This is a genomic window from Leptospira sarikeiensis (assembly GCF_004769615.1).
Classification (GTDB): domain Bacteria; phylum Spirochaetota; class Leptospiria; order Leptospirales; family Leptospiraceae; genus Leptospira_B; species Leptospira_B sarikeiensis.
Window position 1 is genome coordinate 448953 of sequence record NZ_RQGF01000012.1, and the last position, 20481, is coordinate 469433.

The following is a 20481-nucleotide window of genomic DNA, read 5'->3' on the forward strand; positions in this document are numbered from 1 at the left end:
GAACTCTCGTTTTCTCCTAAATCCAGTCCGACATCTAAGTAATCGCGATATATTCTATGATGTCCGATCTACAAATAGCACTCATTGCCGTTTTTATTGTGATCTCTGCGATGTTGGGTTTCATCTTCGCTGGGATCTTTCTGACCAAGTACCAATACTTTGAAATGGATTTTCGCAAGGGTATTTTATTAAAAAGGATCAAACTTCTGAGAATCGATTTGGATTGGAAGGTTGGTAAGGTTTACGAATTCTCGAAAGAGTTTGGGGTCGTAAAGGTAATGAACGAAAAGGAGATCTTTATTAGAGCGAATTTGGGCGGAGAAAGAGATGACTACTTCAAATTTCAAAAAAATTACGGACCTCTGCTACTTGGAAGGATCTTTCAGTCGGATCAAGAGCTTTGGCTTGAGATACGTATGGCTTATCCGACTTTAGTTATGGGGCTTTATATAAGTTCGGTTTCCTCCGGTCTTTTTTTTACAGGCCCCGGCTTCAGTTTTATATTCCTTGGCCTATTGGTATTCTGTTCTTTATTAGGAGTTTATTTTTGTTTTATTCGAGGTTGGGTTATCCGAGATATCATTAGAATATGCAGAAAATTTTGTGTTGGGCTAAGATGATCATCCAAAAAGTTCACTGATATTTTTTATCGATGGATTTTATCTTCGAAGCCGAAGAATATAGAAAAAAATAAAATTAACTTAGAACTGTTGGGCATTAACGACTCCTGCATTTGAACAAGCAGGTAATTTATGGATCAAACTACTTTAAAGGTCGTAGAAATTAAGGCATTTCTTCCGGCAAAAGATTTCGAACTATCTAAAAAATTCTACGAAGAGATCGGTTTTATCAAAAGATCCGACTCCGACGGAGTTGCGTATTTTCTTTTGGGAGAATCTAGTTTTCTTCTCCAAAATTTCTATAATAAGGAACTTGCTGAAAATCTAATGATGCATTTGTTAGTGGAAGATGCGAATGCTTGGTACAAAAATTTATCCGATAAAAAAATCGCAGAGAAATTCCAAGTCAGTATTAGCCGGCCGGAAGAAAGACCCTGGAGAATGATCGATTTTATCTTAAAGGACCCTTCCGGAATTATTTGGAGGATCGCTCAGAATATTTAATCTTCCGAGCGAATATAGGAATACATCCTAAAACTTCCGAGCACTAAAAGTCCTTCTTCCTTTTGGCCTGTAGTTATTAAGATATTATTTAGTTCTTCCGGTTCTATAGAATAAGATTCGGATCCTTGGGGAAGTTTGAACTCTTTCGAATTGAAAAAATACAGTTTCGTATTTTTTTCTTCCGTATAAGCCTTCAAACTTTCAGCCATAGATTCACCTTCCTTATCAGGTAAAAATCCGGCTAAGACAGAGAATTTTTTCCCGGGAAAGGAAGAATCGAGAGAAGATAAAGTCACTCGGATTGCATCCGGATTATGAGCAGGGTCGAATACGATTAGTGGTTGTTTGGATACGATCTCCAATCTACCCGGAGGCTGAGAGAGAGGCTTCGCGGTTGGATCTCCTTGCTTTTCTAAACCAGGAAATTCTTTTGTAAGATGACTTTGCAAAGTGTTTATTATAAATTTTACATATTCCAGATTATGAGTAAGATAAGATTTCCCTGTTGGTAAAGAAGGAAAAAGGAAAAGTTTTAGATCCTTCTCAGTGCAGAAATTCTCCAATATTTTCAAAAGAGAAGGTTCAGGCTCTAATGCAAAAAGGAATTTGGTTCTTTCGGAAACGATCCCCAATTTTTCCATCAGAATCGCTTCTTTCGTATTTCCTAAAACTGCCTTATGATCTTCTCCGATCGCACATAAGACTACTATATCCGCTTCTGAGAGTTTAGTGGCATCCAGTCTTCCCCCTAAACCCGCTTCGTAAACTTGGACACTAATGTCTCGTTTTTCGAATAATACATAGGCGGCTAGGGTAAACCATTCAAACCAAGAAAGAAAAGAAAGTTCTTCCGGATTACTTTCGGTAAATAGAATATTGGAAACTTCCCGTAGATCTGTTCCAGTTACAGGTTCGAAACTTGGGCCGAGTCTTATTCTTTCCTTAGGATCGAAAAGATGAGGAGAAGTATAAAGCCCCGTCTTATATCCTAGATTCGAAAAACTTCCGGATAAAAAATGAGAAACGGAACCTTTTCCATTCGTTCCGACTACGGAGATCCTTAATCTTTCTTTTTTACGATCTCTCCAACCATGAGAATCCAAAAGAGTACGAAAAGGGTCTAAGGAATAATTCCCGAAAACGTTAAAATTTCTGGTTTTTTCTAAATTGGTTAAATTGGATCCGAATTCTAAAAAATCTGGAATTTGCATTTTATAAAAATTGAATGTTTTCCGATTTGGATTTCAGGCATATCCCAAGGATTTTAAAAGCCGCAATCTTCCTTTTTCGATCAAATCAGGACTCAATTGTATTTGGGTGAATAATCTAAATTGTTCTACCGCCTGATAGAGCAACATCTCTGTGCCCGGAATGATTTTCGCTCCCTTCTCCTTTGCCCCTAACACTAAGGGAGTTTCCAAAGGATTATAAACGATGTCGAATACAACCTGATCCGATGTAAAAGAAGACTTAGGGATCGCAGGTCCGGGATCTTTTCCTTTCATTCCGAGGGGAGTGGTGTGGATGATTAGCGAAAACTCGGAAAAATTCTTTTGTACTTGGATTAGATCTGTTGATTCGAGTTTTGCCGGAAAACTTCCCAAGAGTAGCTCCACTAATTCTTGGGAAGTTTTACTGTTTCTCGCTGCAATTGTGAGATCCGATACACCTGCTTCTTTTAAAAGAGAGAAAGAAATACCTCTCGCACTTCCTCCGCTTCCGATGAGCAGAACTTTCCCTTTTAAACTTTCGGGAAAAGAAGCTTGGATGGATCGTACTGCACCGATACCGTCCGTATTATGCGCGCTAATCGATCCGTTTTCGAATACTAGAGTGTTACTTGCCTTTACGGTTTGAGAAGCTTCATCCGTTGTATCTGCAATTTGAAATGCGGTTTCTTTATGAGGAATGGTAACGGATAAACCTTTGATCCCGAACTTGGACAAGGATATAAGTTCCTTTTTTTCCAAAGTTTCCACAGGAAAAACTAAGTATCCACAGTCCAGACTTAGGTCTTCATACCAGGAACTGTGTAGCACAGGAGATAGAGTATGAGATAGTGGATGTCCTACGATTCCGAAGTATTTTGAACTGTCTCGAAAGATTTTCAATGGGCCCCGCTTCTTTTTTACTAAAATTCTCGACTTTATCCGAAAACCCGAAAAACCTGTTAAGCAGATGGGAATCCTGGCCTCGTTCAACGATTTTCTCCCTTTACTCGGCACTCAACCCTTTTTAGTTTTAGCCTCTTCTTCGGGTTGGTGGACGACATTCACGGATATACTGTTCGTTCTATCTATTAGCGGCGGTCTAGCCTGGTATTTTTATTATTATAAAAGAAAGGATCTTCTTGGTGGATTCTGGGTGGCGTTTTTAGTCGCTATTCTTGGATCTCTGATCATTCTTTCTATTTTCCAAGATCTGATCCGAGAAATTGTATATTGGCTGATCTCTCCTAAGGTCGGGATCTATCAGGTCGCTAACGTGAATTTGATCGCAGTGATATTGGGCGGATATTCTATGCTCTATATCATGAACCGCATCAATCATAATAAAGAACGTAGAGACTAATTTTCGGGCGACTCCTCACGAATGCCCATAGCGTGATCGAGGGCAGCCGAACGATTCACATTCGTTTCGGACCGCGCTCTACGCTTCAATCCGTTTCACGGGATTTCCGCTACGATCGCTGTCGCGTTATAAAACGAAAGCATAGTTATAGAGTGCAAATTCTCGGTTTTAGTTATCGGTCTTTTTTTCTTTTTCCGCAAGGCGCATCTCGAAAACCTTGGTATACTTTAAGAAATTATAATAGAATCCCATAATCGCAAGTATAAGTCCTCTTCTTCCGTCCAAAAACCCGAATCTTACGAAATACATCCAAAAAGATTTGTAACCCGCTTCTAAGAGGGCCAGGAATAAACCTGTCCTTTTTCCTTTTCCGAATTTTTCGGTCGCAGCAAGTTCCGAGTAACGATTGATGAAACTTACATGATCGAATAAGTTTTCGTAGGAATAATGAAATACGGGTTCTTTTAGCTTCTTTCTTTTGCCGGATAGTTCCACTGCTTCATGAACTTTCCCGCCTACGAATTTACCGTGAGATTTTTGGAATAATCTAGCTCTATAATTCGGATACCATCCACCGTGGCGGATCCATTTCCCCATATACATCGTAAGTCTTGGGATGAGAAAACCGTCTTCCGAAGGTTCACCATCTTTAAATAAACTTTTAATTTCTTCTTTTAAGGCTGGAGAGAGCTCTTCGTCGGCATCCAAAGTGAGGATCCAAGGACCTTTTGCGAGAGAGATCACATGGTTCTTTTGGGAAACATAGTCGTCGAATTTTCTCTGAACAACTTTCGCTCCCTTCTTCTTCGCGATACTTTCCGTTTTATCCTTGGAACCGGAATCTAAAACGATGATCTCGTTTACGAAATCTAGAGAAGAAAGACATCTTTCGATATTATCTTCCTCGTTTAATGTGATAATGCATGCTGAGATTGGTAACATCTAAGCGCGGGAAAAATCCTGATCTCTTACTGATTTAAAATTGGATGAGAGAGGCACTTCTAATCTCGCAATTGTAACGTCTTTGCGGATGATGATCCTGAAAAAAGAAGGATCGATCCCTTCTCCTTTTAACATGATCAGGATCAATGCGAGTCCTAAACCGGCGCCTTCTGTGTTGTCCGCATTATCCATATAAAATTGCGCGATATCTCCGTATTGCATTCCTTTCTCTAATTTTTCACGGAGAGATTTTTCTTCTTCTACAGTGACCGGAGTATTGTTTGTGACTTCGATCCTGATCCCGTCCATGGAGTAGTCGAAAGTGATCAGACAGAAGTATCCTTTCTTTTTGGATTTTTGCCCGTATTCTTCCGCCATACTTTCTGAAAAAAGTTCTCTATATTCAGAGACTCCCTTTTTGTACTGGATCGGGTTTTCGATATCGTAGGCTTTTTCCTCGAAGTAGATCCTTTTTTGGTTTGCCTTGCAGGCATTGATCGATAATTCTTTTACGATAGTGTAAATCGTCGGAACGAGGGTGGGGTAAGTTACCTTATCCAAGATCAGCTCGATGGCTTGCTGGATATGTTCCTCGACGGATCTTGTAATTCTATGGGTCTTAAGAGAGAGGATTTTTCCGTCCTCCACCGTAAGCCGGATATTATCTGATATATCCCGTATTTCCTGACCCATTAACCTTGAACTTTTCGGAACTCGATTTGTTTGTCAAGAGACTGATTCTAATACTGCTAAAAAAGGTCCATTCCGCTTCGACCCTGATCCTGTCGAAATTCACCCTGTATTTTCTAGGAGCCCTTTTTTTTTCGTGGAACATCCACGCAGATTCCTGGTCCTGGAGCGGGGCTTATATCATCCAACCGGAAACTTTGGAATACGCAGGTCCATTTCAGATCCAAGTCAAAGACGGTTTGGTGGAAAAAATATCCTCTTCTCCGGTTTCCAAAGAACCTCTTTATATTCTTCCCGGATTCTGTGATTCTCATGTAACCTTGGGAGCGAATTCTCTAGGAGGTTGGAAGGAGCGCGGGGAATTAGAAGCGGATCTGAAACAATTCCTGTTACACGGATTTACGAATCTTCAAAGTATTGCGGACCCACCTTGGGCATCCGAACTTTCAGAGATCAGAAAAAAGAATTCTCAGTATCCTAGATTATTCGTTCTTCCTCCTGTCTTGCTTGCTGGATCCAAGGAACTTCCTACTTCCAAAGTTTCAGGATATAAGATCCTAAAATCTCCGGAAGAAGCGATCTCTTCTCTCACTGGTAAAAAAGGAAAAATACATTTATTCCTTAGGCATAATAAAGAAGAAGCCTTCGAAGTGGATGGAAAACTTTTATACAGAATGAGATCTGAGGCGGAGAAAAACGGTTTGGAATTATCCGTCTCCACTTTCGGAGAAGAATTCGCGAACTGGGAAGCGTTGTCTTCGGAAACAAAAGTATTATTTCATCCTATCCCGGAAACTTCTTCTATTCGTCCTGTTGCTCATAACTTGGTAAAACAAATTTGGGCTCCACTACTCGGGATCTATTTCACTCGAAAAGAAATAGGAACTCCAACATTCGCGGAAGAATGGGAAAAATGGACTGACTGGAGTCCGACTTTTAAGGAAAGGGCTCTGTCTAAAGATGTACTCTCTACTTTTCCTTCTCTTTCCGAATCGGAGAAGCAGGAAGCTGATAAGGAATACGAATCCTATCTTGCATTCTTAAGGGCCCGAAAGAATCTGTCCTTAAGGATCTTATTGGGATCTGGGGCAGGTCACCAACTCCAGTTTCCCGGGATTTCAGGTTGGAAGGAGCTTAGGATCTTATCCGATCTTTTGGGACCAAAAGAAGCATTGAGAGCTGCTACCGAGACCACTTGTCAATATTTGGGAGCGTCTCATGAGGGAAAGATCAGAGTAGGAAAACCTGCACATCTTTTGATTTTTAGAGAAGACCCGATCCAAAATTGGGATAAACTAAAGACCTTAAGAACTGTAGTAACGGAGAGAGTAAAAACCGAGATCTCTTCTCCTGAAAAAAAGAAAACCAAATCCGGTAAAAAAGAGAAATAGTTTTTCCCGGAAAAATTTCGGTCGGCTAGTAGCCGTTAAACATCATAAATATATAGAGGCGGAGACGATGAAAGAAGATCAAAAAGAATTGTTTCAAAAATTACTGGATGAAAGTTTTCGAAAGAAAGCCGCGTTAGAGCCGGGCGCAAAAGTATCCGCATTAGTCACCAGTTCCAAATCGGATTACGTTTTTATAAAGGTCCAAAACGCTGGACTTTCCGGGATCATCGCTGCGGACGAGTTTACTGAGGCTCCTAAACAGGGCGAAACTATCGAGGCATATTTTCTACAAGAATCCTCGGGCGACCAATATTTCACTACCTGTCTGAACGGAGATACTATTTCCAAAGATATGGTTTCGGTCGCTCATACTGCTGAAATTCCGGTATTAGGTCATATCATCGGAGAAAATGACGCAGGCGTAGAAGTAAAGTTAGGCGAACAAACCGGTTTTTGTCCATTCTCTCAATTAGATCCGGAGCTGAAAAAGCAGAACAACGGAGTGGGAAAAAGAGTACGTTTCCTTATATCCGAAGTAGGAAGTAAGGGAAAGATCATCGTTTCCCAGAAAAAGATCGCGGATAAGGAAAGAGAGGCTAAAATCTCAGTCTTAAAGGGAGAATTGAAGCCTGGAATGTTCGTGACCTGCAAAGTAAAATCAGTTCATAATTTCGGATTGATCGTAGAAGCGGACGGACTCACTGCACTTGTTCCGGCATCGGAAGCTACTTTCAAAAAAGCTGCTGATCTCTCTAAGGAATTTCATCCAGGCCAAGTCTTAAGAGCGAAGGTTCTCAAACTGGACTGGGAAGAGGAAAAGCATAGTTTTACGGTTAAGGATTTTCTAAAAGATCCTTGGGCCCAAAATGTTCCCTTCAAGGAAGGAGATGTGGTTTCCGGTACGGTTGAAAGCGTAAAACCTTTCGGAGTATTCATAAAATTGAATGAAAACTTTTCAGGTCTGGTCCCGAATAGGGAGACAGGTTTACAAAACCGGACTCCTGCCGCTCAACATTTCAAAGTGGGTGATACAGTTTCTGCATTCGTATCTGAAGTGAATATTGCAAAAAGACAAATTTCACTTTCTCTTGTGAAAGCAAAAGAAGTTCAGGAAAGACTCGATTACAGCGGATATCTTTCGGAAGAAACTTCTTCTACAGGATCTTTCGGAGCGATCCTTGCAAAATCCTTAAACAAAGGACAGAAAAAGGGATAAATGGCTCTCCGGATCGCATTGTATCGACCGGAGATCCCTCCTAATACGGGAAATATCGCTAGGCTTTGTGTCGCCCTAGGAGCGGAACTCCATATTGTAGGAGAACCTGCATTCGAATTAACTGAAAAGGCGGCAAGAAGGGCGGGACTCGACTATTGGGATAAACTAAAATTGACCCTTCATACAAGTTGGGAAATTTTCTCCGAATCTCTGCCAGAAGATTCCAAATTATATTTAGTATCTACTAAAGGAAAAGTCTCCTACACGACTCCGAAATATAAGGAGAATGATATATTTTTATTTGGAAACGAAACTTCGGGACTTCCTGAGGAGATTTTCCAATCAAAAATACCGGACGGGATTATTCGAATTCCGATGGAAGAAGACTGTAGATGTTTAAATTTGAGTAACGCAGTCGCGGTAATCGCATACGAGGCCTTACGGCAAATTCGTAGTTGGTGAATCGGAAACAGTCTTCCGAAAAAAATCGGATTTACACCCCTCGAAAAAAACGGTCCTATGGAAAAATATGGGAATGTCCTTTTCCCTAGGAGAGATAGAAGCCCGTATTCGGGAACTCCTAGCAAACGGTTTAACAGGTAATTCCCAGGATTTCCATGCGTGGATTCGTATGGACACTCTCCGAAAATTTAGGGAAGAGCCTATACTCGCTCCGGACTGGGTCCCTAAAATTCTAGATGATCTAGTTGCTTCTAAAGAAGCTGCAAAAAGTAAACTGGACCCTAGAGAATACACACTAGCTCCGGATTCTTCCCTCAGAAAGAAAACTACTAAAAATGAAGAGTACCTCGTACTCGGCCGCACCGAATTTCAACCGATGCAATATGTAAGAAGTAGGATGGAATCCTTTCTCAGAGCCAACGGTATCAACGAAGATCTGATCGTAGATCTTACGATTGGATCAATTGAGGCAGTCGAAAACGCAGTAAAATACGGGGACGGTGGAACAGTCGAAGTCGCTTATTCAATCGAAAAAAGCGGAATTTTTAAGATCCGACTGGTGAACAACCTAAGAGAATTGAATATCGAAGAGGATATAGAAAGGGGAAAATTTTCTTCCACAGCCACGCTTATGAGAGGGATGATGGTTATGCAGAAATTATTCGATAAGATGGATTTGGAGATCCTAGAGGACAAGAGACAAGCCTTGTTCATGGCCGAAAAAAACCTTCCGAAATAAATTTCTAGATTTTTCAGTTCGACTTCCCTTATTTTTGGGTCTTTCTTTTAAACAGTATGTCTTCCATTTTCAAAATTCATTCCAATTATAATGCAGCCGGAGACCAGGTCCAGGCAATAGAAAAAATCGCGAATGCTTTCCATTCAGGAGAAGAGAAGGTGACTCTCGTGGGAGTGACCGGTTCCGGAAAAACTTTCACGATGGCCCAGGTGATCGCGAATTTAGGACTTCCTACATTGGTTCTTTCGCATAACAAAACTTTGGCGGCTCAGCTATTCCGTGAATTTAAGGAATTTTTTCCGGAAAATGCGGTAGAATACTTCGTTTCTTACTACGATTATTACCAACCGGAAGCATATGTCCCTACTTCGGATACGTTTATCGAAAAAGATATGTCGATGAACGAAGAGATAGATAAACTTAGATTGCGAGCTACTTCTTCCTTATTGGAAAGAGATGATGTAGTGATCGTAAGTTCCGTTTCCTGTATTTACGGTTTGGGATCTCCTGAAGAATATGTGAACTCAGTAGTCGCATTACAAAAAGGAGATATAATCGATAGAGACCAAGTCATTCGTAAACTACTACATATACAATACAATAGGAATGATACCGATTTCTCTCGGGGAAATTTTAGGGTAAGAGGAGATTCTATCGAAGTATATCCTGCTTATCATACGGATGCTTTCCGTATCGAATTTTTCGGGGACGAAGTGGATTCAATTTCCAGGATCCATCCGGTCACCGCCCAAGTACTCGCAAAACAGGAAAAATGTTATATCTATCCTGCAAAACACTTCATCATGTCCGCTCCTTTGGTAAAAGACGCAATCAAAAGGATTAAGGATGAGATGGCTGAGCAAGAGATCAAGTTCACAAAAGAAAATAAGTTTTTAGAAGCTCAACGTATCGTATCCAGAACGAATTACGATATGGAAATGCTCCAAGAAATGGGCTACTGCAACGGCATCGAAAATTATTCCAGACATCTTACAGGCAGAAAAGAAGGGGAAAGACCTGCTTGTCTTATAGACTATTTTAGAGGCGACTTCCTATTGATCGTGGACGAATCCCATGTCACTATTCCTCAGGTAGGAGGAATGTATGCGGGAGATAAGGCTCGTAAACAAACGCTCGTGGATTTCGGTTTTAGGCTTCCTTCTGCATTGGACAATCGACCTTTGAATTTTGCGGAATTCGAATCATTAACTCCTAAAACTTTATACGTATCCGCAACACCTGCGGAATACGAATTAGAAAAAAGTAAAATTGCTGTAGAACAGATCATTCGACCTACGGGACTTTTGGATCCGAATGTGGAAGTTCGTCCTACAAAAAACCAGGTAGAAGACTTACTGGTGGAGATCCGCAAAAGGATCGATCTGGGAGAAAGGGTCTTAGTCACCACATTGACCAAAAAAATGTCGGAAGATCTTACGGATTATTATAAAGAACTCGGGATAAAAGTTTCCTATCTGCACTCCGAAATAGAAACATTGGAAAGGGTCGAGATCATCCGGGACTTACGTAAAGGGATTTACGATGTTCTGGTCGGGATCAATCTATTGAGAGAAGGACTGGATATACCTGAAGTTTCTATGGTGGCGATCCTGGATGCGGACAAGGAAGGATTTTTAAGAAATTATAAATCCTTAATACAAACGATAGGGCGTGCTGCAAGGAATATAAACGGGACCGCTGTCCTGTATGCCGATAAAATGACCGATTCTATGAAAAGGGCGATCGACGAGACTAAAAGAAGAAGAACGATCCAGGAAGAACATAATCAGAAATATCGGATCTCACCTCAAACGATCAAAAAACAGATCGGAGATATCATAGAAAGGGAAGAAAAAGATCCGAACTCTGAAGAGTCCGTAATGATCGAGATCAATAAAAAATTCAGGGAAAAGAACTTCTCTTCTAAAGACGAAATGAAAGAACGTATCAGAGAAGAAATGTTGAAAGCCGCAAAAGAATTGGATTTCGAGCGTGCTGCATTGCTTCGAGATAAAATGCTTTCATTAAAGTAATTTTGTAGAGGGATCAATGCGTTTCGACATTACTATTATTACGATCATTGCCACAGGTGCCATAAGCCTGTACACGTTGTATGTAGACCAAAACCTTTTGGATAAACTGATACTCAGGCCTTTTAGAGATTCTAGAGAAGGAAATTATTATACCTTAGCTACGAGCGGATTCGTTCACGCGGATCTTTCCCATCTATTTTTCAACATGCTTACCTTATATTTTTTTGGAAGGCATGTGGATCTTGTGCTTGGGCCGATCGGTTTTATGGGATTGTATCTTGCGAGTATCTTGATCGCGAATTTAGTATCATTTCAAAAACATAAAACCGATACCAATTACGCGAGTTTAGGAGCTTCCGGGGGAACTTCGGGGATCGTATTTGCTTCTATCTTATTTTATCCTTATTCTAAGATCATGTTTATCTTTTTACCTATCCCGATCCCGGGACCTGTGTATGCGGTTTTGTATTTAGCATATTCTTATTATGCTTCTAAAAACAGGCAAGATGGGATCAATCACGACGCGCATTTTTATGGGGCTTTGACAGGGCTTGCAGTGGCGATCTTAGTGCAACCGCAATCTGCGGTCGCATTTATCCAATATGTGCTAACTGTATTTATGTAAGAAGAAGCGAAGGGATTATCCTCCTTTCGCGATCTTATCCTTAATAAAAGCCTTAAATTTGTCGGAACCGAAACTTACATCCAACTTGATGATCTCAGGAGCGAGATAAGGATGTTTTTTCATGATATATTCTTCGATAGCGAGATACTTATCAGCTTTCGCTTTTAATAATATTTTGTTTTCCGAATCGATCGTAAGTTTTCCTTCCCATTGATATAAAAGGGCGACTTCCGGGAAAATGGTACCGCTAACTATGATACCGAGTTGAAGCATTTCTGCGATATACTCTTCCGCTAGATCTCTGTCTGCCAGAGTGGTAAATACCAAAATTTCTTGGGATGAAGACATTGGTTCCTCCGAGAAAAAGGAGGATAAGAAGTATTCTTTCTTTGTCCAGTCTTTCTTTATATTGATATGGATCAGTATCTAGGCGCGTTCGGATCCGAATAATTTCCCTTTCCGGAATTGGGCATGGTCCCGCTGGAACTTGCAGGATCAAAATTATCGCATATGTTCCTACATCTTGCTATACAATCTTCTCTTTTACGATCCACGGTGATTGCGGTAAATACTGTCTCTACTTTAGGAGAAGGAAAGTTTGTCCAACAACTGTCCTTACAATTCCCGTACTTCGCCATACAATTTCGAGTGTAGTTAGAGTCCGATCCTCCGGAGCTCATCATCTCGAAAAGTTGTTGTTCTTCCTTGCTCTTAAAGTCAGATTTTTTCCCCTTTTGAATGAGCTCTTTTCTGCTCAGATTGGATTGTTCAGGCTCGGCAATTTCTTCCGGAGACGGTTTTCCCTTGGTCTTTTCCGGAGCACCGGAACTCCAATCCACTGCGAAATAACAATTGAATAGAAAGAATAAAAGGAAGAGTCCTGATTTAGTTTTCATAGATGGAGAGTCGATATTCGGGGAGCGGGTTCTTACAGGCTGAAAGGCCGGTACCTAAATTCAAGGAAAGAAAAAGTGAATTTTTGAAAACTATACCTTTGGGATTAGTCCAATTATTTCGTCGTTTAACAAATAAAAGCATGGTTTTTGCGTCATTTTATCCCGAAATCGGCTGGAAAAAAATTTCCAGAAACGGTCTCAATAGTATTGAATGTGGGATAACCTACAATAGATTTAGTCTTAGTTAATACTAAGACCTATGAATATGAACGGAGGGTCTTGCGTGAGTAGATTTTTTTCTAATACATCCGTAAAACGTTTCTTTCTTATCACCTTAGTTTTCCTTTTTATCAGTAACTGCAGCGCCTTAGATTGGGGTTGGGTCAGACTTCCTTCCGGACTTACCTGGGACGAAGACGAAACATTCGACAGGAACCCTGTAGAAGGTTTTCAAGTCCAGTTCCCTGAGGAACTAGGGTTGGATTCAAGGCCGTTAGTCGAACTTTCTAAAAAGATCCGAAAAGAAAAAACGGAAGTACGTTCCCTATTGATCCTAAAAGAAGGGAATCTTATTTTCGAAAGATACGCAGGCGGCATCAGCAGAAATCATAATCATAATATGTATTCGGTAACTAAATCCGTAGTATCCATGTTACTAGGGATCTGTTACACAAATGATTGCGGAGTCAACTTAGAGGAAAGTTTATCTTCTGCGGAATCAGGTCTTCCCGGCCTTCTTCCTTCCGAGTTAAAAGGAAAAGAATCCATTCGATTGAAAGACGCTTTAAGAATGAGTTCCGGAATGGGTTGGGATTCATTTCCAAGAAAAGAAGATATCAGAACGGACATTGACCCTCTCGCGATCGCTTGGATCCCTTCCGCATCTACTGCGCCCGGAACTAAATTCGAATATTCTAATGGAGATACTCAGCTTGCCGCTGGATATCTGGAAGCAAAGACTGGAAAAACATTATACGAGTATTCTAAAAACACAGCATTCTCTTGGTTAGGTTTTAAAGGAGAAGAGTGGAACACCTCTAAATCCGGAAGACAAACCGCAGGATTCGGACTTCGTTTGAGACCGATCGATATGGCGAAGATTGGGCAACTCTATTTGGATGGTGGGAAATGGCATGGTCGCCAAGTACTAAAGCCTGAATGGATCGCGCTTACATTGGAACCGGGAGTAGAGAAAAAATACGGCCTACAATTTTGGCTCCACGAATTCGAAGGTAAACCTAGCTTCATGGCAAACGGTAAAGGCGGGCAATTTATCTATGTGATCCCTCATCGTAAGATGGTGATCGTGATGACTAGTGCGATTTGGGACAAGGCTCCCGATCTAGTTTTAACTTCCGTTCTGGATTCTGTAAAAGCTGCGATTTTATCCTCCGACAAATTGCCTTCTATGGAAAGAGAAGAGGCACTTTTACGTGAGCTGAAGATCTCACATAGAACTTCCTTAGACCCGAAACTTAAGGAAGGAGCGGACGAAACAAGGATTGCAGCAGAACCAGGGATGAAACAAAATCATCCTTAAATGAAGACAGTACTTATACCGATCCCTCAAATCGATTTTGATCCCACAGAAGTTTCCGTACCTTGGAAAGTTTTAAAAGAAAACGGATATAAGATAATTTTTGCCACCCCGAGCGGCGGTTCTGCGGAAGCGGATTTTAGAATGGTGACAGGTAAGGGACTCGGGATCCTCTCTCCTGTTTTAAAGGCAAAAAATGATGATGTTTCTATCTATAGAGAATTAGAAAAATCGAATGAATTTCTAAACCCTAAAAAATACGAAGCGGTTAAACCTGATTCTTTCGATGTATTGCTCCTTCCTGGAGGACACGCAAAAGGAATGAGGACCTATCTGGAATCGGAAGTCCTACAATCTTTGGTGGGTAAAACGTTCGCAGAAGGTAAGCCTGTTGCAGCGATCTGCCATGGAGTGCTTCTTGCTGCTCGATCTAAAAATCCAAAGACCAAAAAATCCAGCTTATACGGTCTAAAGACCACTGGATTATTGAAGTCCCAAGAGCTTCTTGCTTGGAATTTGACTAGGGCCTGGCTTGGAGATTATTATAGAACTTATCCTACACCTTTACAGGACGAAGTGATCTCCTTCTTAGAGTCGGAAGTGGATTTCCAAGAAGGTCCAACTCCAATCTCTAGAGATAGTTTTTCGAATACTAAACCGGGGTACACTGTTCTAGATAGATCTTATTTATCCGCTAGATGGCCTGGGGATGCACATAGATTCGCTTCCGAGTTGCCTGAATTCTTCGGTTGAATTCAGGTTTTTGATTTTCCTCGGATCAAGCATCGTCATATTGTCCATAGAGACTGTATTCTTCATTCTCTATTAGGAACCAAATGAGTTCGAAAGAACATTATATATTTTTGGATGTAGGAGATACTCTCCTCACAATGAAAAAGCCCGCAGGGGAAGTATATTTTGAAGTTCTAAAAGAATTCGGTTTGGACGGTTCCAAACATCCGAACGGTTTTATGGAAAGAGCGTTTCGTAAGGCATACGCTCATATGACACGTCATCCGCTACCGGATTATATAGATAAATTCCATGCACATGTGGACGGAAGCGAAGGGTGGTGGAGAGAATTACTAGGCTTCTTCTTAAAAGAGATTGGTTCCGATCTAGAGCCTGATCCCATCTTTCAATCTATCTTCAAACGTTTTGATGATCCTGAAGTTTGGGAAATTGATCCTGGATTTTTCGAATTAGTGGAATTTGCTAAAGAAAGAAATTCAGGATTAGGTATTATCTCTAATTGGGATCATAGATTAAAACAATTGCTTTCAAGCGTTGGGGTTCTGGATTATTTTTCTCCTGTCATTGTGTCTGCCGAATTCGGATATGAAAAACCTTCTCCTTTGATCTTTGAAGAGGCCGAAAAGCTTGTAGGTCTTACTCCGGATAAATTGGTATACTGCGGAGATAAGGTGGAGTTGGATATCCTACCTACTAGGTCCAGAGGATGGACGGCTTTCCATAAACATGCCGAAGGTGATATCAAGGATTTAAGTGAGCTTATATCAAGATTAAAAAATAAGTAAAATTCTTTCGGATCATTCCTTTTCAGGATCCGGCTCAGTCTAACGAAAACAAAAAAATAAAGTTAGGCATTGATGAAAATACTCGCTGTTTCCGGAAGTTTAAGAAAAGGATCAACAAATACCGCCCTATTACTTGCCGCTCAAAAAATCGCAAACGGTTCTTTACAAATTCAATTGGCAGATCCTTTGGATCGTATTCCCCATTTTAATCCGGACTTGGATACGGATACTCCTCCCGAAGAAGTAAAAAAATGGAGAACTGAATTAAAAGAAGCGGATGCGATCTTATTCTCAAGCCCGGAGTATGCATTTGCAATTCCTGGAGTGTTGAAGAATGCTTTGGACTGGATCGTATCCAGCGCGGAACTTTATGGGAAGCCGGTAGGGTTGATCAATGCATCTCCAAGTTATGCGGGTGCTTCCAAGGCTCAGGAAGCTCTTATACATTTATTGAATGTTCTTACCGTAAAGATTAACGATGGCTGCGTGCTCAGCATTGCGTCCGTAAATAAGAAGTTGGATGCAAATGGGAATGTAATCGATTCGAAGACAGAAACGGAACTCATGAATTGCCTGGAGAATTTGAAAGCTCTGGTTTTAGAATCTTCTGAAAATTAAACATGGTTATCGGATGATCCAAAACATCAGATAGGCCCGATGATTGATTTTGAAGAAAATGATTGTACAGCTTTGAAAGACGCTAAAAACAGACGAAAATTGCGCTATATTCTGTTTTAACGTTAAATTTCCTATATTTTAAATATATACTCTGTTATAGTGAATAAAATTCTTGCAATATTTCTAAGATACTGTCATACCTGGTCATAGGAGTAATCGATTATGGCACTTAGATTAGGTGATGTGGCCCCGGATTTCCAGGCAGAAACTTCCGAAGGACCGATTGAATTTCATAAATATTTGGGAGAAGGTTGGGGGATTCTGTTCTCACATCCAAAAGATTATACTCCCGTTTGCACTACAGAGTTAGGATATGTTTCGAAAATTAAACCGGAGTTTGAAAAACGAAATGTGAAGGTTCTAGCTTTATCCGTAGATCCAGTGGATTCTCATAAAGGTTGGATCAGCGATATTAACGAGACCCAAAACACTACTGTGAATTATCCGATCATCGCGGATGCGGACAAAAAAGTTTCCGGTCTTTATGATATGATCCATCCGAATGCAAGCGAGACTACTACAGTTCGTTCCGTATTTGTGATCGGTCCGGATAAAAAAGTAAAATTGACCTTAACTTATCCTGCTTCTACAGGAAGAAATTTCGATGAACTTTTAAGAGTGATCGATTCTTTGCAACTGACTGCGAATTACAGCGTTGCAACTCCTGCAAACTGGAAACATGGTGAGGATGTGATCATTGTTCCGTCTGTTTCCGACGAGGACGCTGAGAAAAAATTCCCAAAAGGTTTCAAAAAAATTAAACCTTATCTGAGATATACTCCTCAGCCGAATAAATAAAAAACAAGATCAAATCGATTTTGCTGAAAAGGAGCTTTTCGAAGCTCCTTTTTTATTTTAAAGGAAATCCTCCGTATTCAGAAATCGTTTTATCGATCGAAGCGGTTACCTTTAGAATGTTTTCGATTGAATTCGGGATTTCAGAATAATGTTTAATTTCGTCGAAGTTTAAATTTCTTCCTTTACGATCATTTAGCCATTTTTCGCAGACTTGGTATCCTCCAATCTTATATTCCCAGACTTCTTTTTGAATTTTGGAAAAGTATTGTTCCGAGTTGATCCAGACCTTTTCCTTAGATTCCTCGTAAAAGATCTTATCAACCGCAGAACTGCCTTGGATAGGAAATTTTACTTTAGTCGTATTCTCGTTATCCATTAATTGAAAAGAGACGATCTTCTCTCCGTATTTGGAAATTTTTTTGAAAAGTTCCTTATCGGACGTGATCGGGATCCTAGGAAAATCACGCTTTAGAAATTCAGAATATCTTTTTCTGTATTCGGAAGAATGTAGAACTGCGAATATATAATAAAAGATAGAATTCGGATCTGTGGAAAATTTTTTTAAAGAAAGCTCCTCTAAAAATTCCTTCGAATAATTAACTGTTTCTTGCGCGAATAATTCGGAATCGTTTTCATTCAAACGTAAAGGAAAGAAAAATCCGTTATTGGAAGTTTTTGGCGAAAGGCAGATCACTTCTCCCGGAATTTCGGTCACCATCGCATGGGCGAAATTTTCTCCCTTGGTCATTCTGGATGTAATGAGAGCTAGATTTCCCCTTTCCATCAGATGTTTCATGGTTTCTCTTCTGGGATAACAAAGAAATCCTTTCGTTTTCCCGGTATAATAAGTGTAACGATAATCGAAGGGTCTATATAGTATTTTCGTAATGTATTTGGAACTCGGGCCGGTATCTTTCAGATCTTTTTGGGCCAGACCCACTTTCCAATCCCGAACATCTTCGCCTAGTTGGAATTCGTTTCTTGCTTGTTCTGCTCCCATTCCGGAGAATTTTAATACCGTCTGCCAGAGTTCTTCTTCCGTAAAATGTATGGTGAGCCTGTCTCTTGCGGTCAATAATCCGATCGAATGTTGAGGCATGATCTCTGTGATCTTAGGATACTTTTCATATTCCGATCTTCGTTTCGTATCTTGAGGAACGAATAGGCAAAAGTCGGAAGAAGGTTCGATTTTAGTCCAATTCGTATTGGAGATATCGTGTTTTCGTAACCATTCGTATTTTGTTTCCCTATCTCCATACAATTCCGAGTGGAAAATCCTCGCAGGTTGTTTGGGTTCCTGTTTTCCGGTTTTGATAAAAATTCCTAGAGCCACTCCTTGAGAAATTTCGAATACGTTCTGGTCCGAACTTCCGTCTTCTTTCTTTTCCGCTCGAGAAGAATTGCCGTGCAGATCTAGTACGTATATATCATCAAAGGTCTCTCTCAAACTTTCTCTCATTCCTCTGAATGTGGGATTGTCTAGATAAGAATGATTCGTTATGAAAGCTAATATTCCTTCCCCGTTTTGATCTATCTTATGTTGCGCAAATCGGATGAACTTCACATAATCGTCGTTTAACCATTTCGGATTTTTTTCTTGTAACGGTTTTCCTCCGAACTCGAAATAATTCCCTTTTCCTTTATGCAGAAGATTATAGATCCATTCTCCCTTGTTTTTGGATTCTCCAAAATAAGGAGGGTTTCCGAGTAGGATCATGATCTTTTTTTTCTCCTTGATCTCGCCCGCTTCTTTGGATTCGTTCACTAGAAATTTGTCGAATATATCCCCTTCTTTAAGATGTACTGATTCTTCCAGAGTATTGGTTAGAAATATTCGTAATCTATCTTCGAATGCGAGATCATAACCGGTTTCCTGTAGATATAATCCGATCTTCAAATGTGCAATCGCATATGGCGCCATTAATAATTCGAATCCCAAGATCCTAGGAAGTAAATGTTTCGGAACGTATTTAGCCCAACTTCCCGCGTTTCCGGAGAAGTTCGATTTAATATGTTTAATCGCTTCGAACAAAAAAGTCCCTGTTCCGACGGAAGGATCCAGAATATGGACCCTATGTGTTTTGGTTCCGTCTTCTTCCTTACGAAGTTCCGTATTTGCAAGCCCGTCCTTGATCCCGAAGTATTCTTTATTTTTCAAGACCAGATCGACTGTTTTAACTAGATACTTCACAACCGGATCCGGGGTATAATAGACTCCTTTTTTCTCCCGTATGTCGGGATCATACGACGCCAAGAAGGTCTCGTAGAAGTGTATGATCGGATCTGCCTGCTTAGTCTTCTTTCCGAAATCTTTTAAGATCGTTTCGAAGTCCGCTCTATCGAGTAGATACGCGAGATTATCCACTGCCCAGGTGACTCGATCATCTAGTTCGGTTCCTGCAATCGTATTGAATAATCTTCTTAAAAAAGGATTTGTTTTCGGAACTTCGAAGCCTGCAGTTTCTCTTGTAAATACTCCGGAACGATGGTTGGATCTGGCAGCAAACATTCCGTAACAGATTGTTTGTGCGTACATGTCCGCGAATTCCTCTTCGGAAAATTTCTTGGTCAATCTGGAGTGAAAGGCGTCCATCTGAGCCTTTAAAGGAGAACTTTCTTCGGATCCGAGCGCCTGTAAGATTGTGTTTCGAATGGCTCTTGCGATCTTTCCCATTCTTTCCGCTAAGTCTTTCGGATCCTTGGCGACTCTGGTTTCTTCCGTTATAAAACAACCCAAAAGATCCAGGACTTCTTTTTCTTGTCCCGGAAAGGGGATGATCTGTTTTCTTTTAAGCCCGCCTAACTTTGCGGAAGATCTTTCGATCCCTTCCACATACCATCTGAACTCTACGTAATTTGTTAATAGGAAGTTACCTAAACTGTCTTTATACCGTTTGATCTGTTCGGTTTTTTCGATCTTGTCTAAGTTCTCTCCGATATCCTTGGTTTCTATATAACCTATGGGAGCGTTATTTTTTAAGATCACATAATCAGGAGCACCGAATTCGGATCGTTTAGGTTCGTTATTTGCAACGATTGCCTTATCCAATGAATTTAGAAGTTCTCCGAGTGGAGGACGATAGGAATGTTCTGTGGACATTCCGGTCTTATAAATTTGGTCCAGGCTATGAGTGTATCTTTCTAATTGTTTCACTCGGATCGAATCGGAGGAATGAGATCTTTTCGGGTCCATTGTATTCCAAAACAGAATATTCTAATTTAGGATAATTTGGGTCAAGGC

The 20481-nt window shown here is 40.5% G+C and carries 21 protein-coding genes; 14 read left to right on the plus strand and 7 right to left on the minus strand.

Translation table 11 applies throughout. The annotated features are described in order from the left end of the window. Positions 1 to 56 precede the first annotated feature (56 nt). The gene (locus tag EHQ64_RS06550; RefSeq protein ID WP_135648685.1) at positions 57 to 620 is read left to right on the plus strand and encodes a hypothetical protein; all 564 of its coding nucleotides are present in this window, start codon (positions 57 to 59) and stop codon (positions 618 to 620) included. Between the two features lie 132 nt (positions 621 to 752). Beyond that, on the plus strand, positions 753 to 1124 hold the full coding sequence (locus tag EHQ64_RS06555) for a VOC family protein (RefSeq protein WP_135648686.1): 372 nt from the start codon (positions 753 to 755) through the stop codon (positions 1122 to 1124). Here the strand turns inward: EHQ64_RS06555 and EHQ64_RS06560 are convergent. Both EHQ64_RS06560 and aroE read right to left on the minus strand, forming a co-directional pair. After that, positions 1121 to 2335, minus strand: a complete 1215-nt coding sequence (locus EHQ64_RS06560; protein ID WP_135648687.1) for a glutamate ligase domain-containing protein — start codon at positions 2333 to 2335, stop codon at positions 1121 to 1123. The two genes, EHQ64_RS06555 and EHQ64_RS06560, sit on opposite strands and share 4 nt — an antisense overlap. Positions 2336 to 2368: 33 nt before the next feature. Further along, complete coding sequence (aroE, locus tag EHQ64_RS06565) at positions 2369 to 3235, minus strand: shikimate dehydrogenase (RefSeq protein ID WP_135648688.1); 867 nt, start codon at positions 3233 to 3235, stop codon at positions 2369 to 2371. Between the two features lie 67 nt (positions 3236 to 3302). On the opposite strand from aroE, the gene EHQ64_RS06570 reads away from it, so the two are divergent. Then, positions 3303 to 3695: a hypothetical protein gene (locus EHQ64_RS06570; protein ID WP_135648689.1), complete on the plus strand. Its 393-nt coding sequence runs from the start codon at positions 3303 to 3305 to the stop codon at positions 3693 to 3695. Positions 3696 to 3863: 168 nt separating this feature from the next. On the opposite strand, the gene EHQ64_RS06575 is transcribed toward EHQ64_RS06570, so the two are convergent. Together EHQ64_RS06575 and EHQ64_RS06580 are read right to left on the minus strand one after the other, a co-directional pair. Then, positions 3864 to 4637 (minus strand): glycosyltransferase family 2 protein, encoded by a 774-nt coding sequence (locus tag EHQ64_RS06575; protein WP_135648690.1) that lies wholly within the window; start codon positions 4635 to 4637, stop codon positions 3864 to 3866. After that, complete coding sequence (locus EHQ64_RS06580) at positions 4638 to 5330, minus strand: ATP-binding protein (RefSeq protein ID WP_135648691.1); 693 nt, start codon at positions 5328 to 5330, stop codon at positions 4638 to 4640. Positions 5331 to 5356: 26 nt separating this feature from the next. Here EHQ64_RS06580 and EHQ64_RS06585 point away from each other — a divergent pair, with 26 nt between their 5' ends. The 6 genes from EHQ64_RS06585 (at position 5357) to EHQ64_RS06610 (ending at position 11793) form a co-directional block, all read left to right on the plus strand. After that, on the plus strand, positions 5357 to 6718 hold the full coding sequence (locus EHQ64_RS06585) for an amidohydrolase family protein (protein WP_135648692.1): 1362 nt from the start codon (positions 5357 to 5359) through the stop codon (positions 6716 to 6718). A gap of 67 nt (positions 6719 to 6785) precedes the next feature. Further along, positions 6786 to 7934, plus strand: coding sequence for a S1 RNA-binding domain-containing protein (locus EHQ64_RS06590; RefSeq protein ID WP_135648693.1), 1149 nt, complete (start codon positions 6786 to 6788; stop codon positions 7932 to 7934). Continuing rightward, positions 7935 to 8396 carry a tRNA (cytidine(34)-2'-O)-methyltransferase gene (locus tag EHQ64_RS06595; protein ID WP_135648694.1) on the plus strand — a complete coding sequence of 154 codons (462 nt, stop codon included), beginning with the start codon at positions 7935 to 7937 and terminating at the stop codon, positions 8394 to 8396. Positions 8397 to 8469: 73 nt separating this feature from the next. Beyond that, positions 8470 to 9135 (plus strand): ATP-binding protein, encoded by a 666-nt coding sequence (locus EHQ64_RS06600; RefSeq protein WP_135648695.1) that lies wholly within the window; start codon positions 8470 to 8472, stop codon positions 9133 to 9135. A gap of 56 nt (positions 9136 to 9191) precedes the next feature. Next, positions 9192 to 11168, plus strand: a complete 1977-nt coding sequence (gene uvrB, locus EHQ64_RS06605; protein WP_135648696.1) for an excinuclease ABC subunit UvrB — start codon at positions 9192 to 9194, stop codon at positions 11166 to 11168. Between the two features lie 16 nt (positions 11169 to 11184). Further along, positions 11185 to 11793, plus strand: a complete 609-nt coding sequence (locus EHQ64_RS06610) for a rhomboid family intramembrane serine protease (RefSeq protein WP_135648697.1) — start codon at positions 11185 to 11187, stop codon at positions 11791 to 11793. Between the two features lie 15 nt (positions 11794 to 11808). Here the strand turns inward: EHQ64_RS06610 and cutA are convergent, their stop codons facing one another. Both cutA and EHQ64_RS06620 read right to left on the minus strand, forming a co-directional pair. Beyond that, positions 11809 to 12141, minus strand: coding sequence for a divalent-cation tolerance protein CutA (cutA, locus tag EHQ64_RS06615; RefSeq protein ID WP_135648698.1), 333 nt, complete (start codon positions 12139 to 12141; stop codon positions 11809 to 11811). A 71-nt stretch (positions 12142 to 12212) separates the two neighbouring features. After that, complete coding sequence (locus tag EHQ64_RS06620; RefSeq protein WP_135648699.1) at positions 12213 to 12689, minus strand: LIC_10730 family protein; 477 nt, start codon at positions 12687 to 12689, stop codon at positions 12213 to 12215. 259 nt (positions 12690 to 12948) lie between these two features. Between EHQ64_RS06620 and EHQ64_RS06625 the strand changes: the two genes are divergently transcribed. The 5 genes from EHQ64_RS06625 to EHQ64_RS06645 all read left to right on the plus strand — a co-directional run bounded on the left by EHQ64_RS06625 (position 12949) and on the right by EHQ64_RS06645 (position 17240). Continuing rightward, entirely contained in the window at positions 12949 to 14229 is a 1281-nt protein-coding gene (locus tag EHQ64_RS06625) for a serine hydrolase domain-containing protein (RefSeq protein WP_425460397.1), read from the plus strand. Continuing rightward, complete coding sequence (locus tag EHQ64_RS06630; RefSeq protein ID WP_135648701.1) at positions 14230 to 14979, plus strand: type 1 glutamine amidotransferase domain-containing protein; 750 nt, start codon at positions 14230 to 14232, stop codon at positions 14977 to 14979. It abuts the gene before it with no gap. Positions 14980 to 15062: 83 nt separating this feature from the next. Beyond that, the gene (locus EHQ64_RS06635; protein WP_135648702.1) at positions 15063 to 15764 is read left to right on the plus strand and encodes an HAD-IA family hydrolase; all 702 of its coding nucleotides are present in this window, start codon (positions 15063 to 15065) and stop codon (positions 15762 to 15764) included. A gap of 72 nt (positions 15765 to 15836) precedes the next feature. After that, positions 15837 to 16382 carry an NADPH-dependent FMN reductase gene (locus EHQ64_RS06640; protein ID WP_135648703.1) on the plus strand — a complete coding sequence of 182 codons (546 nt, stop codon included), beginning with the start codon at positions 15837 to 15839 and terminating at the stop codon, positions 16380 to 16382. 222 nt (positions 16383 to 16604) lie between these two features. Beyond that, the gene (locus tag EHQ64_RS06645) at positions 16605 to 17240 is read left to right on the plus strand and encodes a peroxiredoxin (protein WP_135648704.1); all 636 of its coding nucleotides are present in this window, start codon (positions 16605 to 16607) and stop codon (positions 17238 to 17240) included. 52 nt (positions 17241 to 17292) lie between these two features. On the opposite strand, the gene EHQ64_RS06650 is transcribed toward EHQ64_RS06645, so the two are convergent. Continuing rightward, a complete protein-coding gene (locus EHQ64_RS06650; protein WP_135648705.1) occupies positions 17293 to 20433 on the minus strand; it encodes a type ISP restriction/modification enzyme in 3141 nt (1046 codons plus the stop codon). Positions 20434 to 20481 lie beyond the last annotated feature (48 nt).

Coding starts and splice junctions, on each gene's coding strand:
- EHQ64_RS06570 (WP_135648689.1), top strand. CDS start 3,303: ATGGGAATCCTGGCCTCGTTCAACGATTTTCTCCCTTTACTCGGCACT.
- cutA (WP_135648698.1), bottom strand. CDS start 12,141: ATGTCTTCATCCCAAGAAATTTTGGTATTTACCACTCTGGCAGACAGA.
- uvrB (WP_135648696.1), top strand. CDS start 9,192: ATGTCTTCCATTTTCAAAATTCATTCCAATTATAATGCAGCCGGAGAC.
- EHQ64_RS06640 (WP_135648703.1), top strand. CDS start 15,837: ATGAAAATACTCGCTGTTTCCGGAAGTTTAAGAAAAGGATCAACAAAT.
- EHQ64_RS06595 (WP_135648694.1), top strand. CDS start 7,935: ATGGCTCTCCGGATCGCATTGTATCGACCGGAGATCCCTCCTAATACG.
- EHQ64_RS06560 (WP_135648687.1), bottom strand. CDS start 2,335: ATGCAAATTCCAGATTTTTTAGAATTCGGATCCAATTTAACCAATTTA.
- EHQ64_RS06590 (WP_135648693.1), top strand. CDS start 6,786: ATGAAAGAAGATCAAAAAGAATTGTTTCAAAAATTACTGGATGAAAGT.
- EHQ64_RS06650 (WP_135648705.1), bottom strand. CDS start 20,433: ATGGACCCGAAAAGATCTCATTCCTCCGATTCGATCCGAGTGAAACAA.
- EHQ64_RS06550 (WP_135648685.1), top strand. CDS start 57: ATGATGTCCGATCTACAAATAGCACTCATTGCCGTTTTTATTGTGATC.
- EHQ64_RS06635 (WP_135648702.1), top strand. CDS start 15,063: ATGAGTTCGAAAGAACATTATATATTTTTGGATGTAGGAGATACTCTC.
- EHQ64_RS06645 (WP_135648704.1), top strand. CDS start 16,605: ATGGCACTTAGATTAGGTGATGTGGCCCCGGATTTCCAGGCAGAAACT.
- EHQ64_RS06620 (WP_135648699.1), bottom strand. CDS start 12,689: ATGAAAACTAAATCAGGACTCTTCCTTTTATTCTTTCTATTCAATTGT.
- EHQ64_RS06575 (WP_135648690.1), bottom strand. CDS start 4,637: ATGTTACCAATCTCAGCATGCATTATCACATTAAACGAGGAAGATAAT.
- EHQ64_RS06625 (WP_425460397.1), top strand. CDS start 12,949: ATGAATATGAACGGAGGGTCTTGCGTGAGTAGATTTTTTTCTAATACA.
- EHQ64_RS06610 (WP_135648697.1), top strand. CDS start 11,185: ATGCGTTTCGACATTACTATTATTACGATCATTGCCACAGGTGCCATA.
- EHQ64_RS06580 (WP_135648691.1), bottom strand. CDS start 5,330: ATGGGTCAGGAAATACGGGATATATCAGATAATATCCGGCTTACGGTG.
- EHQ64_RS06630 (WP_135648701.1), top strand. CDS start 14,230: ATGAAGACAGTACTTATACCGATCCCTCAAATCGATTTTGATCCCACA.
- EHQ64_RS06600 (WP_135648695.1), top strand. CDS start 8,470: ATGTCCTTTTCCCTAGGAGAGATAGAAGCCCGTATTCGGGAACTCCTA.
- EHQ64_RS06555 (WP_135648686.1), top strand. CDS start 753: ATGGATCAAACTACTTTAAAGGTCGTAGAAATTAAGGCATTTCTTCCG.